At 75.8% G+C, this 14075-nt stretch carries 17 protein-coding genes; 6 read left to right on the forward strand and 11 right to left on the reverse strand.

The window, feature by feature from the left end:
- Nucleotides 1-164: 164 nt before the first annotated feature.
- The 3 genes from ACI783_RS01825 (at nt 165) to ACI783_RS01835 (ending at nt 1819) form a co-directional block, all read left to right on the forward strand.
- Complete coding sequence (locus ACI783_RS01825; protein WP_457138859.1) at nt 165-605, forward strand: hypothetical protein; 441 nt, start codon at nt 165-167, stop codon at nt 603-605.
- On the forward strand, nt 605-1342 hold the full coding sequence (locus ACI783_RS01830; protein ID WP_457138860.1) for a DUF222 domain-containing protein: 738 nt from the start codon (nt 605-607) through the stop codon (nt 1340-1342). The genes ACI783_RS01825 and ACI783_RS01830 overlap by 1 nt, the downstream gene beginning before the upstream one ends.
- 177 nt (nt 1343-1519) lie before the next feature.
- Entirely contained in the window at nt 1520-1819 is a 300-nt protein-coding gene (locus ACI783_RS01835) for a hypothetical protein (RefSeq protein ID WP_457138861.1), read from the forward strand.
- Between the two features lie 38 nt (nt 1820-1857).
- Here ACI783_RS01835 and ACI783_RS01840 read toward each other — a convergent pair whose 3' ends face one another.
- The 3 genes from ACI783_RS01840 to ACI783_RS01850 all read right to left on the reverse strand — a co-directional run bounded on the left by ACI783_RS01840 (nt 1858) and on the right by ACI783_RS01850 (nt 3066).
- The gene (locus tag ACI783_RS01840; RefSeq protein ID WP_457138862.1) at nt 1858-1986 is read right to left on the reverse strand and encodes a hypothetical protein; all 129 of its coding nucleotides are present in this window, start codon (nt 1984-1986) and stop codon (nt 1858-1860) included.
- A gap of 57 nt (nt 1987-2043) precedes the next feature.
- Nucleotides 2044-2205 (reverse strand): antibiotic biosynthesis monooxygenase, encoded by a 162-nt coding sequence (locus ACI783_RS01845; RefSeq protein WP_457138863.1) that lies wholly within the window; start codon nt 2203-2205, stop codon nt 2044-2046.
- 78 nt (nt 2206-2283) lie between these two features.
- A complete protein-coding gene (locus ACI783_RS01850; RefSeq protein ID WP_457138864.1) occupies nt 2284-3066 on the reverse strand; it encodes a lysophospholipid acyltransferase family protein in 783 nt (260 codons plus the stop codon).
- A 178-nt stretch (nt 3067-3244) separates the two neighbouring features.
- On the opposite strand from ACI783_RS01850, the gene ACI783_RS01855 reads away from it, so the two are divergent.
- Both ACI783_RS01855 and ACI783_RS01860 read left to right on the forward strand, forming a co-directional pair.
- Nucleotides 3245-4009, forward strand: coding sequence for an alpha/beta hydrolase (locus ACI783_RS01855; RefSeq protein ID WP_457138865.1), 765 nt, complete (start codon nt 3245-3247; stop codon nt 4007-4009).
- On the forward strand, nt 4006-4680 hold the full coding sequence (locus ACI783_RS01860; protein ID WP_457080980.1) for a hypothetical protein: 675 nt from the start codon (nt 4006-4008) through the stop codon (nt 4678-4680). Before ACI783_RS01855 ends, ACI783_RS01860 begins: the two co-directional genes overlap by 4 nt.
- A gap of 11 nt (nt 4681-4691) precedes the next feature.
- Here ACI783_RS01860 and ACI783_RS01865 read toward each other — a convergent pair whose 3' ends face one another.
- Genes ACI783_RS01865 through ACI783_RS01880 form a run of 4 tightly spaced genes read right to left on the reverse strand, consistent with a single transcriptional unit; the run spans nt 4692 to nt 7744 of the window.
- A complete protein-coding gene (locus ACI783_RS01865; RefSeq protein ID WP_457138866.1) occupies nt 4692-5693 on the reverse strand; it encodes an ROK family protein in 1002 nt (333 codons plus the stop codon).
- Nucleotides 5690-6136 carry a hypothetical protein gene (locus ACI783_RS01870; RefSeq protein WP_457138867.1) on the reverse strand — a complete coding sequence of 149 codons (447 nt, stop codon included), beginning with the start codon at nt 6134-6136 and terminating at the stop codon, nt 5690-5692. The genes ACI783_RS01865 and ACI783_RS01870 overlap by 4 nt, the downstream gene beginning before the upstream one ends.
- Nucleotides 6133-7311 (reverse strand): ArsA family ATPase, encoded by a 1179-nt coding sequence (locus ACI783_RS01875; RefSeq protein WP_457138868.1) that lies wholly within the window; start codon nt 7309-7311, stop codon nt 6133-6135. Before ACI783_RS01875 ends, ACI783_RS01870 begins: the two co-directional genes overlap by 4 nt.
- 1 nt (nt 7312) lies before the next feature.
- Entirely contained in the window at nt 7313-7744 is a 432-nt protein-coding gene (locus ACI783_RS01880; RefSeq protein WP_457080988.1) for an SRPBCC family protein, read from the reverse strand.
- A 176-nt stretch (nt 7745-7920) separates the two neighbouring features.
- On the opposite strand from ACI783_RS01880, the gene ACI783_RS01885 reads away from it, so the two are divergent.
- Entirely contained in the window at nt 7921-9714 is a 1794-nt protein-coding gene (locus ACI783_RS01885) for an AMP-dependent synthetase/ligase (protein ID WP_457138869.1), read from the forward strand.
- Nucleotides 9715-9726: 12 nt separating this feature from the next.
- Here ACI783_RS01885 and ACI783_RS01890 read toward each other — a convergent pair whose 3' ends face one another.
- From ACI783_RS01890 to ACI783_RS01905, 4 genes are all read right to left on the reverse strand, one after another.
- On the reverse strand, nt 9727-10848 hold the full coding sequence (locus tag ACI783_RS01890) for a glycosyltransferase family 4 protein (RefSeq protein WP_457138870.1): 1122 nt from the start codon (nt 10846-10848) through the stop codon (nt 9727-9729).
- Nucleotides 10845-12152 (reverse strand): M48 family metallopeptidase, encoded by a 1308-nt coding sequence (locus tag ACI783_RS01895; protein ID WP_457138871.1) that lies wholly within the window; start codon nt 12150-12152, stop codon nt 10845-10847. The genes ACI783_RS01890 and ACI783_RS01895 overlap by 4 nt, the downstream gene beginning before the upstream one ends.
- Before the next feature lie 83 nt (nt 12153-12235).
- Nucleotides 12236-13333: a C40 family peptidase gene (locus ACI783_RS01900; protein WP_457138872.1), complete on the reverse strand. Its 1098-nt coding sequence runs from the start codon at nt 13331-13333 to the stop codon at nt 12236-12238.
- A gap of 334 nt (nt 13334-13667) precedes the next feature.
- Nucleotides 13668-14027, reverse strand: coding sequence for a hypothetical protein (locus ACI783_RS01905; RefSeq protein WP_457138873.1), 360 nt, complete (start codon nt 14025-14027; stop codon nt 13668-13670).
- Nucleotides 14028-14075: the final 48 nt, after the last annotated feature.

Here is a 14075-nt window from a genome sequence, read left to right on the forward strand (position 1 = left end):
GCCCGTCCAGGAGATCCGGTGGACCTCCCGTCCAGCTGTTCCGCCCGTCGTCCACAGGTGCCCGTTCCGGCTGGTCAGACCACCGGCGTCCCGGCACCCTCGCACGTTCGTTCGAACGGACCGCCCGGCCCGCCCCCTTCGGGGACGCGGAGCTGCGCGCGGCGATGGACGAGCTGACCGAGCGCTGGCGCGCCGATGCCCTGGGCGGCGAGACACCTCGGTGGCACACCGCCGCCGGGCGGCTCAGCGCGTCCTTCGAGGCAGGTGGCCACCACCTCGCCGGGGTGCGCGCCGCACAGGCAGCCATCGGTGCGCACGAGGCCCGCCGGGCGCGCGCGATCGCCGCGTTCTGCCGGTCCCGCCCCTCGTCCTTGGACCGACCGGAGAGCGAGATCGGTGCCGCCGCGGCCGCCACCCGGGCGGCCCGCCCGTCGGCGCTCGCGCCGGTCAGCGAGTGGGCGGTCGACGAGGTGGCGGTGGCGCTGTCGCTGACCGAGGCGGCCGCCACGCGCGTGGTCGTCCAGTCACTGCAGCTGGTCGAGCGGCTGCCGGCACCCTGCGTGCCCTCGAGCGCGGCGACCTCACCTGGGACCACGCCCGGGTGATGAGCGAGCTGGTGGCGCCGCTCGACGAGGAGGTCCGGGCCACCGCCGAGGAGCGGCTCCTCGGTCGGCTCGGGAGCAAGACGCCGGCGCAGCTGCGGGTGGCAGCCCACCGGGTGGTGGCGCGGCTCGACGCGGCGGCGGTGGCGCGCCGGATCGCCGCGGCCATCCGCGACCGGCACGTCGCCGCCCACCCCGGCGCCGACGGCATGGGCACCCTGTCGGCCACGCTGCCGCTCCCGGTCCTGCGGGCCGTGCAGAACGCCCTGGAGCAGTACGCCGACGCGGCCGTCGTGCCCGGCGACGAGCGCACCCGCGTCCAGCGGATGGCCGACTGCCTGGTCGACCTGGTGCTCCGCCTCGGCGAGCACGGCCTGGCCCCCGTCCAGGCGCAGCTCACCGTGGTCGCGGGGGCCGGCACACTGCTCGGCACGGACGACGAGCCGGGCGAGGTCGACGGCGACCTGGTGCCGGCGGAGATGGTCCGCCGGCTCGCGCAGGCCCTCGGGCTGATGCCCGCCGACGGCGCCGCTGCCCCCGGCTCCCCCGGCACCGGCTCCCCCGACCCTGACTCCCACGGAACCGACTGCTCCGGCACCGACTGCTCCGGCACCCCGCCGGACGTCGCTGACCCGGTCGCCGGCGCGGCGCTGGCCGACCTGGTCGGCACCCGCACGGTCGCCGGCACCGCGCTGGCCGCCCGGCCGGGGATCGCCCTGGTCGACGAGCTCACCGGGTAGCTCCTCGCGCTCACCGACGCCGCCGGGCTGCGGGCGGGTCGCGCCCTCGGGCCACCGCCGGAGAGCCCGGGCTACTCCCCCGGCAGGGCGCTCGACCGGTTCGTCCGGCTGCGCGACCGCCGCTGCCGGTTCCCCGGCTGCCGCAAGCGGCCGATCCGCTGCGACCTCGACCACACGGTGCCCTTTCCGTTCGGTCCCACGGCGCACGACAACCTGTGCTGCCTGTGCCGGCACCACCACCGGCTGAGCCACCAGGCACCCGGCTGGCGGCTGCGCGGGCTCCCCGACGGCGGGCTGGAGTGGACGACCCCCACCGGCCAGGTGCTGGTCACCCACCCACCGCGCTTCGGCGCCGACGACGACCTGCCTCCCACGGACGTCGACCTGCCGGGTCCACCGCGCAGCCGCCCACCACACGACCAACCACCACCCGGCGAGCGGGCACCCGACCCACCCGACGAGCCACCGCCCTTCTGACCTGCGGCCCCCTGCCCCGGGCCGCACACGACGGACCCTCAGCCCGGCTCCCGATCCCCCACCAGGTGCCGGGCTGAGGGTTCCGTCGGCTCCGTCGGCTCCGCGAGCAGATCGCTCACCAGCTCCAGGGTCAGCTCGGGGAACCGCTCGATCACCGCCTCCGCCATCAGGCGTTCCCCCTCGGGCTCGTCGAAGGCGCAGCGCTCGCGGGTGGCCGCGTCGGGTCACCGGGCGTAGGCCACCCACGTGCCGTCGTCCGCGCGGTGCAGTCGCGAGCCGTAGCTGCCGCAGCCTGCGTGGATCGCCCGGGTCACCCGCTCCCACCCGTCGCGGAACTGCTCCTCGCTGCCCGGCCGCAACCGCCACCGGTAGACCACCGCGAACACGTGCCCTCCTCCTCCAGGCGCCCCCTGCGCACCACCGGCGCCGGCCAGCCCGCCGTCAGGGCGAGAACCGGCGAGCGGTCAGCCGGCCAGTGAGCTGGGCAGGCGGTCGGCGGCCTCGCTCGGCGGCGGCTGCAGGCGGCCGACCACCTCACGGGCACTGGCGCCGGTGGAGTCCATCGACTTCTTGACCTTGGCCCCGTACAGGTCGACGTACTCCTGGCCGGAGAGCTCCATGATCTCGTACATGATCTCGTCGGTGATCGAGCGCTCGACGAAGCGGTCTCCGGAGAGACCGGCGTAGCGGGAGAAGTCCAGCGGCTCACCGAACCGCACGCCCACCCGGACGAACGTGCGGTTGACCTTCCGGCCGAGCGCGCCGGGGAGCGGCAGGTCCCGCGGGGTGTAGGTCATCGCCACCGGGATCACCGGCGCACCGGTCTCCAGGGTCATCCGCGCGACCCCGGTCTTGCCGCGGAACAGCCGGCCGTCCGGTGACCGGGTGCCCTCCGGGTAGATGCCCAGCAGCTTTCCCTCGTTCAGGATCCGGATGCCGGTCCGGATCGCGTTCTCGGCCGCGGAGGCGTCGGTGCGGTCGATGGGCACCTGGCCGGTGCCGCCGAAGAACACCCGCTGCGCCCAGCCCTTGACGCCGGTGGCGGTGAAGTACTCCGCCTTCGCCAGGAAGGTGACCCGCCGGCGGACCGACAACGGCATGAAGATCCAGTCGGCGGCCGCCAGGTGGTTGCTGGCCAGGATGGCCGCACCGGTCCGCGGGACGTTCTCGGTGCCGACCGGGTGCCACCGGAACACCAGGCGCACCAGTGGCCCGACGGCCACGAACTTGAGGAACCAGTAGAACAACGCGCCTCCCTCAGCGGCTGTCAGACTAGGGAAGCGCCCAGCTCCACGACAATCGGCGTCCCGCCGCGTCCGCCGCGTCCCACCTGCACTCCCCGTCCCACCCGCACCGACCGCTGCCGTCCGCTGCCCTCCCGGAGGTCCGATGCGCCAGGCTCTCCCCCCGACCTCCGCTCCCCGGATGGCCGGGGCCGACCCGTTCGAGCTGCCCGGCGGACCGGTCGGGGTGCTGCTGTGCCACGGCTTCACCTCCACCCCGCAGAGCCTGCGCGCCTGGGGCGAGCACCTGGCCGCCGCGGGCTTCACCGTCAGCTGCCCGCTGCTGCCCGGGCACGGCACGCGCTGGCAGGACGCCAACACGACCACCGAGGACGACTGGTACGGCGCGCTGTCCGACGCGCTCGACGAGCTGGCCGCGCGGTGCTCCGGCGTGGTGGTCGCCGGGCTGTCGATGGGCGGGACGCTGGCGCTGCGCCTGGCCGAGCGCCGTCCCGACGACGTCGCCGCGCTGGTGCTGGTGAACCCCTCGCTGCTGACCGAACGGCGTGAGGCGAAGCTGCTGCCGCTGCTGGCCCGGGTGACCCCCGTCTGGGCGCCGATCGCCGGCGACATCAAGAAGCCCGGCTGCACGGAGCTCGCCTACCCCCGGCTGCCCACCCGGGCGGCCCTCGCGCTGCGGCGGCTCTGGCAGGCGACCCGCGCCGAGCTGGCCGCCGTCCGCGCGCCTCTGCTGGTCTTCCGCAGCGTCACCGACCACGTGGTCGAGCCGGCCTCCACCCGGGTGCTGCTCGCCGGGGTCGGCAGCGCCGACACCACGGAGGTGCTGCTGCACGACAGCTGGCACGTGGCCACCCTGGACAACGACGCACCCGCGCTGTTCGCCCGCTCCGTCGAGTGGATCCGCGAGCGGGTGCCGTCGGCCAGCACCCCGGAGCCGGCGCCGTGACGCTCCCCCGCCGCGGGCGCGGCCGCCGGGACAACGGCCTGGACGCCCCGCTCTGGCGCCCACTGCGCGACGTGGACCCGCGGGTCGGCGAGCACCTGCTCGACGTCCTCGCCGCCGCCGGCATCGCCGCCTACCTGGAGCCGGCCACCGACGTCGCCCCCTACACCCGCAACGTCCACCTGCCCAGCCCGCCCTCGGACCGACTGTTCGTGGACCGGGCCCGGAGCGCCGAGGCGCAGGCCGTCGTCGAGCAGCACGCAGGTGAGCCGACGACCGAGCCGGCCCGCCACCCCGGTCCCGCCACCGACGACGACGCCGAGTTCGCCCGGATCGTCGCCGCGTTCGAGGCCGAGCACGGCCGCACCGTCGTCGACGAGGAGCCACGCGACGACCCTCCACCCCCGCCCGCCGAGGTCTCCGTGCTCGACCTGCCGGAGGAGCACTACGAGCCGCCGCCCCCACCGCCGTTGCCGGTCCTGGCGCCGGCCTCGCTGACGGCCATGCTGCTCATCGCGGTGGGCGCGGTGCTGGTGATCCTCCCCGGCAGGCTGGGCCTGACCACGGAGACCGGGCTGGTGCTCGGGGTCGCCGCCCTGGTGGGTGGCGTCGGGATCCTCGTCTCCCGGATGCGGGACCGGTCCGACGACGGCGATGACGGCGCGGTGGTCTGAGGAGGGGGGCCTCAGGCGGTGCCTTCGGCGACGGCCCGACGTACCAGGTCGGCGGCGCCGACCAGCCCCGCCTGCGCGCCCAGCTCGGCGGCGACCACCCGCGGGCCGGGGCGGAACCCGCGTCCGGGCAGTGCCCGCTCCAGCCGCTGCCGGGCCGGCCCGAGCACCGTCTCGCCGAGCACGCTGACCCCGCCGCCGATCACCACGACCTCGGGGTCGAGGACGGCGGAGAGGTCGGCGATGCCCTGCCCCAGCCACGACCCGACCTCCGCGAGCAGCTCCCCGGCCAGCGGATCGCCGTCGGCCGCGGCCTGCGCCACGACCTCGCCGGTGATCCGCTCCAGGTCACCGCCGACCCGGTCGATCAGCGTGGCGGCGGCCGCCGGTGAGTTCTGCGCGACCTCCTGCGCGGTGTGCCCCAGGGCGTTGCCGCTGGCGTACTGCTCCCAGCATCCCCGGTTGCCGCAGGCGCACAGCCGGCCGTCGGGCACCACACGCATGTGCCCCCACTCGCCGGCCACCCCGTGCGCCCCGCGCTGCAGGCGGCCGTCGATGACCAGCCCACCGCCGATGCCGGTGCCCAGCGTGATCATCAGGACCAGGTCGCTGCCGCGGGCGGCGCCGTAGCGGTACTCGGCCCAGGCGGCGGCATCGGCGTCGTTGCCCACCCACAACGGGCGCTGCAACCGCACCCCGAGGTCCTTGCGCAGCGACTGGTTGCGCCAGGCCAGGTGCGGGCTGAACAGCACGGTGTCCCCGGTTCGGTCGAACCAGCCGGCCGCGCCCACGCCCACGCCGACCAGCGGCCCGCCGTGGCGCTCCGCCAGCTCGTCGACGACCGCGGCGATCGCGTCCTCGGTGGCCGCCACCGACTTGCCCGGCGTGGCCCGGCGGGCCGTGTCGAGGATGGTGCCGTCCGCCGCGACGACGCCGCCGGCGACCTTGGTGCCGCCGATGTCGATGCCCAGCGCGGGCAGCTCGGCGGCGGACGGGGTCGGGTCGGCCGCGGTCACGCGACGTCGATCCGCTGGACGCGGGCGGTGCGGGGGTCCGGGTGGGGCACGGGCTCCTCGGTCGGGGAAGGGACGCCCGGGGCAGACACGTCTGGGGCAGGGACGCCGTCGTCGCGGGGGGTGGCGTCCGGAGCCGCCTCCTCGTCTCCGCGGGGGGTGCCGGCGTGCCCGCGGAGCGTCTCGGCCGCCGCGACGAGCACATCGGCGAGCCCCTCGACGAGGTCGGGACGACGGCCGCGCAGCGCGGACAGGCCGGTGCACAGCGGGCACCAGCGGCAGTCCCCGTCGGCGGTCGCGTCGTCCCGGTGCGCCGTCCCGGCCGGAGCACTCCCGAGCAGCCCGCCGAGCGCACCGGCCAGGCCGCCGGCTGCGGGGTGCTCGGCCGCCAGGCCGGTGACCAGACGCCGGGCCTGCTCCATCCAGTCCGGTGCCGGGGTGGTCACGGTGTCTCCTGCGGATCGGTGGGACGGGGGTCGGTGGGCAGCAGGCCGGCGGGCCACTGGGCGGGGTCCGGGGTGAAGCGGACCGCCAGGGTGGCCCGCGGGGTGCCGGCGTGGTCGAGCGCCCCACCGGAGACGGTGCACCGGCGCAGCAGCGGGTCCAGCGGGAAGGACCGTCGCACACCGGCCGCGGTGACGACCAGGTCGTCCGCCCACCGGGTGAGCTCGATCTCCCCCCGCCGGGCGAAGGGCAGTGTCAGCTCCAGCAGCCACTCCCCCGCCGCCGACCGGCTGGTGCGCGGCACCCCCGGTGGTGGCTGGACGGCCGCCCGTGGCGGCGGCACGGCGGCGTCGAGGGCGGCCAGCTCGGCCGGCGTCCGGGGCGCGACGGGGGCCTCGGCGACCTCGCGCACGCCCCCGGCCAGCTCGGTCAGCGCCCGGACCGCCTCGGCCTGCGCAGCCGCGCGCTCGGCCCACCAGTCCCCGCCGGTCGCTGGGAGCAGCCGGGCGGCCGTCACCGACGCCAGCTGCTGCCCGAGCACGCCCAGGGCGGTGGCGGCCGACTGCAGCTCGCCGGCGGCGGTGGCGTCCGGCCGCAGCACCAGGTGCACGGCCGTGCGCTCGGGGTCGCCCAGCGGCACGCGGTCGACGAGCTGGTCGAGCCCCTCGGCGCCCGCCAGCAGCCCGGCCACGCCGTTCGGCCGCCCCGGAGCGGCCGCCGTGCGGAGGCTGGCCAGCACGCGGAGCCGGGTCGGCGCCAGCTGACCGAGCCACCAGCGCAGCGCCCCGGGCAGGGCGAGCAGGGAGAGCGCGGCGGGGGTCGGTCCGGCGTCGACGACCACGACGTCGAACCGGCCGGCGGCGGCGTGCGCGGCGAGCGCCGTGAGCAGGGCGAACTGCCCCACCCCCGGCACCGGGACGACCGATGTCGCCGGCGGGAGCACGTGCATCGGCAGGAGACCGGCCAGCTGCTCGACGTGCCGGCTCCACACCTGCTGCAGCGCGGGTTGGGCCGCGACCACCTCGACGTCCACGGCACCGGACAGCCCGGGGGTGCCCGGTGCACGGTCGGTCAACAGCAGGCAGCGACTGCCGGCGGCGGCCAGCCGGAGCGCCGTGGCGGCGGCCACGGTGGAGCTGCCGGCTCCGCCGGGGCCGGTGACCAGGAGGATCTGCACGTCAGCCCTCGACGCGCTTCTTGAGCTCCTTGAGCGCGGTGTCCAGGATGACCTTCTCCGCCCGGCGCTTGATCAACCCCAGCATCGGGATCGACAGGTCGATGGTGATCGAGTAGGTGACCGTCGTGCGTCCGCCGGTCTCGACGAGGGTGTAGGAGCCATCCTGCTGCTTCTGCATCTGCCCGCGCACCAGGGTCCAGTGCACGGACCGGTCGTCGTCCCAGGTGTAGGCCAGCTCGTAGTCGTCGCTGACCGGGCCCGCGTCGATGACGAAGTGCACCCGGCGGGCGCGGCCGTCGGGCCCGGTCTCGAGCACCTCGACGGTCTTGGCCGCATCCACCCACTGCGGGTACGACGGGAAGTCGGCGATCACGGCCATCACCTGGGCCGCGGGCGCGTCGACGACGATCGACTGGGTGGACTGGTCGGCCATGCGCCGCAGGGTAGTCGCCGACCGTGACCACCCGGACCCCTGACCGGACCGGTCACCCCGACCGGGGTCGTTGCCGTGCCCCCCGGCGGCTTCCCCGACTAGATTGACCTCCCGACCCAGCGTCCGGGTCCGGGAGGCGACGGCGCCCCCGCCCGGGCGGGGCAGAGAGGACCGGCGTGCGCGAGCTGAGCGTTCCCCCCACCGCCACCGTGAGGGCCGACGACGCCCTGACGGACATGGTCGCCCGCAACGCGGCCGAGCACCCGCACGACGTCGGCCTGCGCCGGCAGGTCGACGGAGAGTGGCGGGACGTGACCTGGGCGCAGTTCGCCGCCGAGGTCGCCGGCGTGGCCAAGGGCCTGGTGGCCGGCGGGATCGGTCCCGGCGACCGGGTGGGCCTGCTGGCCCGCACCCGGTACGAGTGGACCGTCCTGGACTACGCCATCTGGACCGCCGGCGCCGTGGTCGTCCCGGTGTACGAGACGTCCAGCCCCGACCAGATCTCCTGGATCCTCACCGACTCCGGTGCCCGGGGGATCTTCGTGGAGAGCCCGCGGCACGCCGAGGACGTCGAGTCGGTGCGCAACGAGGCGCCGGACCTGGGCCCGGTGTGGGTCATCGACGACGGCGCACTCGACCAGCTGACCACCGCGGGTGCCGACGTACCCGACGAGGAGCTGGCGGCCCGCCGGCGGACCCTCGGCGCGGACAGCCTGGCCACGTTGATCTACACCAGCGGCACCACCGGCCGGCCCAAGGGCTGCGAGCTGACCCACGGCAACTTCCTGTTCGAGGTCCGCAACGGGATCACCCTGCTGGACCGCTTCATCAACCCCGACGGCTCGATGCTGCTGTTCATCCCGCTGGCCCACGTGCTGGCCCGGGTGCTGCAGGTGGGCGCCATCGACGCACGCACGGTCATCGGGCACACCCCGGACATCGCCGACCTGGTGGGCGACCTCGGCCGCTTCCAGCCGACGTTCGTGCTCGCCGTGCCCCGGGTGTTCGAGAAGGTCTACAACGGGGCGAAGGCCAAGGCCGAGGGCGACGGCAAGGGCAAGATCTTCGACCGGGCCGCACAGGTCGCCGTCGACTGGTCCCGCGCCCAGGACACCGGCGGCCCCGGTCTTGGGCTGCGGCTGCAGCACGCGCTGTTCGACCGCCTGGTCTACGGCAAGCTGCGCGCCGCCCTGGGCGGTCGCTGCGCCGGCGCCGTCTCCGGTGGCGCCCCGCTCGGCGAGCGGCTGGGCCACTTCTTCCGCGGGCTCGGCGTGACCATCTACGAAGGCTACGGGCTCACCGAGACGACGGCGGCCGCGGCGGTCAACCACGACGCCGCGATCCGGATCGGCACCGTCGGCCGTCCGCTGCCCGGCGTCGACGCGGCCATCGCCGAGGACGGCGAGGTGCTGCTGCGCGGCGGCATCGTGATGCGCGGCTACTGGCGCAACGAGCAGGCCACCCGCGAGGCGATCGACGCCGACGGCTGGTTCCGCACCGGTGACCTCGGCGAGCTCGACGAGCAGGGCTTCCTGCGCATCACCGGCCGCAAGAAGGAGATCCTGGTGACCGCCGGGGGCAAGAACGTCGCCCCGGCCGTGCTGGAGGACCGGCTGCGGGCGCACAAGCTGGTCAGCCAGTGCATCGTGGTCGGCGACCAGCGGCCGTTCATCGCCGCGCTGGTCACCCTGGACGCCGAGGCCCTGCCTGCCTGGCTGAAGGCCCGCGGCAGGGACGAGTCGCTCACCGCCGCCCAGCTGCGCGAGGACCCCGACCTGCTGGCCGAGCTCGACACCGCGGTCGCCGAGGCCAACAAGGCCGTGTCGCAGGCCGAGGCGATCAAGAAGTACCGGGTGCTCGCCGAGGACTTCACCGAGGCCAACGGCACCCTCACACCGAGCATGAAGCTCAAGCGCGGCGTGGTGATGAAGGAGTTCGGCGCCGAGGTCGAGGCGATCTACCGCGCGTAGCGGCTCCGCACGTCAGCCCTCCAGCAGCCGGGCGAAGGTGCCGGCGATGGTCGCCCAGGACCAGCGCTGCTCGACCCAGGCCCGGCCCGCGGCCCCCACGGCGCGGGCCCGGGCCGGGTCGTCGAGCAGGTCGGCCAGCACCCGGGCGACGGCGGTGGGCGAGCGCGGGTCGACCACGTGCCCCGTCTCCCCCTCGCGGACCGTCTCCGGGGCGCCGCCGGAGGTGCCGGCGACCACTGGCCGGCCGCAGGCGGCGGCTTCGAGGAACACCATCCCCAGCCCCTCGACGTCCAGCCCGCCGCGACGGGTGCGGCAGGGCATGGCGAAGACGTCGCCGGCGGCGTAGTGGGCGGGCAGCTCGCCGGCCGGCACACCGCCGGTGAGCACCACCGAGCCGCCCAGGCCGCGGGCGGCGACCGCCCGGCGCAGCCGCAGCTCCAGCGGGCCGCCCCCGACCAGCAGCAGCCGGGCGTCCGGATGCCGGGCGAGCACCTGAGGCCAGCCCGCGACGAGCACGTCCTGCCCCTTGCGCGGCACCAGCCGGGAGACGCACACGACCACCGGCGCGCTCCCCAGCCCGTACCGCTCGCGCACGGCCGAGCCGTCGGTGTCCGGGCTGAACAGGTCGACGTCGACCCCCGGGGACAGCTGGCTGAGCACCGTCCGGTCCCCGAGCGCCGGGGCGAGCCGGTCGTGGGTGTAGGCGCTGATGTACGTCAGCTCGTCCAGCCCCGACGCGATCCGCTGCACCAGCTGCCGGGCCGCGGGGAGCGCCACCCAGCCGGTCTCGTGCCCGTGGGTGGCACCGACCAGCCGGCGCACGCCGGAGCGGCGCAGCACCGGGGCCATCAGGCCCAGCGGCGCCGCCGCCCCGAAGAAGACGGTGTCGCAGCCGTGCTCCCGCGCGAGGCGCGCGGCGGTGCGCGTGGCGTCCGGGGTCGGCAGCAGCATCCCGGTGGCGGCCCGGACCACCGGGTAGGGCAGCTGCGCGTCGTGCTCGGCCGATCCCGGGTGGTCGGAGGCGAGCACGACCAGCGATTCCGGCGGGCGGGTGGCCAACAGCGCCGCCACGAACGTCTGGATGCCGCCCTGCCGGGGCGGGAAGTCGTTGGTGACGACCAGGGTGCGGTTCACCGGGGCACCGGGGCACCGTGCAGCCGGGCCCAGTCGGCGGCGAACGCGATCCGCTGCGGCACCGTGGGGTGCGACCCGTAGAACCACTGCCAGGCGGCCGGCGGGTCCGGGTCGTTGAGGTTGGCCTCCCCCAGCCGCCGCTGCATGGCGGTGAAGGCGACCGGGTCACCGGTCAGGTCCAGGGCGTGCAGGTCCGCCCGTGCCTCGATCTGGCGGGAGACCAGGTTCTGCACCGGTGTCGAGACCAGCGTGCCGACCGTGACCAGGAACAGCAGCAGGCCGACGACGGCGCCGTCCCCCGGCCCCCGCGCCCCGGCCCGGCGCAGCAGCGGCGGCGCACCGAGCAGCCACCCGAGCAGCGAGACCCCGGCACCGGCGCCCAGCGCGCCGATGAGCGTGCCGCTGAGGACGTCGTCGTTGGCCACGTGACCCAGCTCGTGCGCCACGATCGACTCGATCTCCTCGTCGGGGAGCCGTTCGAGCACCGTGTCGTAGACGACGACCCGGCGCGTGGACCCGAACCCGGAGACGTAGGCGTTGAGCGCCGTGGTGCGGCGACTGGCGTCGGCCACCAGCACGTCCTCGACCGGGGTGCCGCTGCGCTCGGCGAGCGCGAACAGGTCGCTGCGCAGCTGACCCGCCGGCATCGGCTCGAACCGGTTGAACGCCGGCTCAATCACCATCGGGTAGAGGAACGACCCGACGACGACGAGCGCCGCCGCGCCCCCACCCGCCCAGGCCCACCAGGTCCGCGGCGCCCGGCGGGCCAGGGCCACCACCGCCAGCAGCCCCAGCGCGGTGAGGGCGGCGCTGATGCCGGTCGAGACGGCGACGTCCCGGGCCCACAGACCCCAGCCCCGGGTGGAGAGCCCGTAGCGGTGCCGCACCACCTCACCCCAGGCCGACAGCGGGAGGGTCACCAGCCGTCCCACGATCAGGATGGCGAACGTGCCGAGGAGCACCTGCCAGGCCCAGCCGCCACCCAGCGGGCGGGCCAGCCGACGCGCGGTGGCAGCGCCGGCGCGGGTGAGGCCGAACACCGCGGAGACGGCCAGGCCCAGCAGCAGGGAGACCAGCGACGCCGGCCGCAGCGCGCCGGCGAAGTCCTCGGCCCGGGCGATCTCCTCGGCCGTGAACGCCGCGGCGGGGTCGACGGGGGTGCTGCCGCCGGGCGGTGCGGCGAGCACCTCCCACGGGGTGGTCACCGCGATCACCACGACCAGCGCGGCCCCGAGGACCGCCGCCGTGCCGAGCGCCAGCCGCCGGGACCGGGCCGGGGTGGGCACGAGCGCCGAGGTGCTCACGCGGACGGGCTCGGGACGGTCGGGGCACACACGCGGGCGAGCTTAGGACGGCGCCCTGTGCGGGCTGCCCGCCCCGGACGGCCTCAGCCGACGAGCCGGCGTGCCCCCACGTACCCGGCCATGTCGACCCCGGTGACGACGACCGGGCTGCCGAACGTCGGCGCATGCACCATCTTCCCGTTGCCCACGTACATGCCCACGTGGCTGACCGGGCTGTAGAAGAAGACCAGGTCACCGGGCTGCAGCTCGGCCCGGCTCACCGCGGTGCCCATGGTGGCCTGCCCCCGGCTGGAGTGCGGCAGCCGGACCCCGGCCGCGGCGAAGGCGTACTGGGTCAGACCCGAGCAGTCGAAGGCATCCGGGCCGCCGGCGCCCCAGACGTAGGGATCGCCGATCTGGGCCAGCGCGGTGTCCACGGCGGTCTGCGCCGCGTCCGAGGAGGCGACGACCTCGGCGGGGGCGGGGGGCGTCAGCGTCGGACCGGCGTGCTCCTGCACCACCGCCTGCTGCTGGGCCGCGCTGAGGGAGTCGTACTGGGCCCGGTACTCGGCGATCCGCCCCTGCAGGTCGGCCTGCCGGGTGGTGACGTCGGCCAGGCCGGCCTCGGCCTGCCCCGCCGCCGCGTCGGCGGCCGCCTTCGCCTGCTCGGCCGCCTGGGCCGCGGCGGTCACCTGGGCGAGGACGTCCGTGGTGTGCCCGGCGATGGCGTCCAGGGTGGTGACCTGGGAGAGGAACTCGTCGGCCGAGCCGCTGGTCATCAGGGCGTTGAACCGGGACAGGTTCTCGCCGGTGAAGGCGCTCCGCGCGACGCGGCGCATCTGCTCGTCGAGGGCCGCCAGCTGCGCCTGGGCGGCGGCGAGGGCCTGGCCGGCGGCGTCGGCCGCGGCCCGCTGCTGGGCGAGCTCCTCCTGCGCGTCGTTGAACTGCTCGGTGACGACCTCGAGCTCGTGCGTCGCGTCGGAGACCAGGCGCGTGGCCTCCTCCGCCGTGCCGGCCTGGGCCACCGGGTCGCCAGGGGCAGCAGCCGCGCTGCCCGGGAGCAGGGTGAGCGTGAGGCTGGCGGTGAGCCCGAGGAGCACCCCGGCACCGAGCCGGCCGGTCAGCCGGGCGCGCCGGGAGCCGGAGGGCAGCGCGGCAGGGCGGGCCGGCGTGGGCCGGAGGCGGGACTGAGGGCTCGCCATGGGAGGCGGGGCTCCGTTCTTCCTGGTCGCACCGCCTACCGAGTCGGCTGACAGGCCCGGGCGCAGCAGTCACGCCCGATCTCGGCCGCGTCGACGACGACGCGGTGTGCCCGGGGTGACCCGGTGCACGTGAGCACCCACCTACAGCGTTGCGTGGGTCCCGGGTCCAGCCGGCGAGGCCGGCTGGTTCGGCGGTCTCCGGCCGGGGCCACCCTGATCAGTGACGACTTCCCTACCGGACGTCACGAAACTAGGCCCGTGACCGGACCGAGACAAAGACCCGTCAAACCCGGATCCTCGGGCCAGACCTGACGAATCACAGGAGTGCGATTTGTCAGCTCACGTAGCGGTCGCCGTGGTCTGACGCATCTTGATGACGCAACGGCGGGACCAGGCCGAACTCTGCCAAAGCCCGGACCGCCCGGCGCTCCACCTCGTCCAGTTCCACGACGGCACGGCCGTCGCCCTCCGTCGCGTCAACAGGAGCCACGTCACGTCCGGACCGGGCCCGCCCGGGCGCGTCGCCGTGCGGCGCCACCTCGGCCGGGCCGGCCCCCACCGTCGCCCTCGGCACCAGGGGCACGACACAGGGATCGCTCCCCTGCCAGCCCGGCGGTGCACCGAGGAGCATGGTGACGACGCAGTCGGCGCAGCCCGTGCCGCGGACGGTGCAGGTGTCGCAGTCGATGAGCACGGCGGCTCTCCCTCCCTCTCGATCCGGACGGCCCTCCGTCCCGGCAGC

This window comes from Modestobacter sp. SYSU DS0511 (assembly GCF_054050755.1).

Bases quoted from the DNA above. Each gene is read 5' to 3' on its own strand.
- ACI783_RS01825 (WP_457138859.1), top strand. From the start codon at position 165: ATGGACGAGCTGACCGAGCGCTGGCGCGCCGATGCCCTGGGCGGCGAG.
- ACI783_RS01830 (WP_457138860.1), top strand. From the start codon at position 605: ATGAGCGAGCTGGTGGCGCCGCTCGACGAGGAGGTCCGGGCCACCGCC.
- ACI783_RS01840 (WP_457138862.1), bottom strand. From the start codon at position 1,986: ATGGCGGAGGCGGTGATCGAGCGGTTCCCCGAGCTGACCCTGGAGCTG.
- ACI783_RS01855 (WP_457138865.1), top strand. From the start codon at position 3,245: ATGGCCGGGGCCGACCCGTTCGAGCTGCCCGGCGGACCGGTCGGGGTG.
- ACI783_RS01880 (WP_457080988.1), bottom strand. From the start codon at position 7,744: ATGGCCGACCAGTCCACCCAGTCGATCGTCGTCGACGCGCCCGCGGCC.
- ACI783_RS01900 (WP_457138872.1), bottom strand. From the start codon at position 13,333: ATGGCGAGCCCTCAGTCCCGCCTCCGGCCCACGCCGGCCCGCCCTGCC.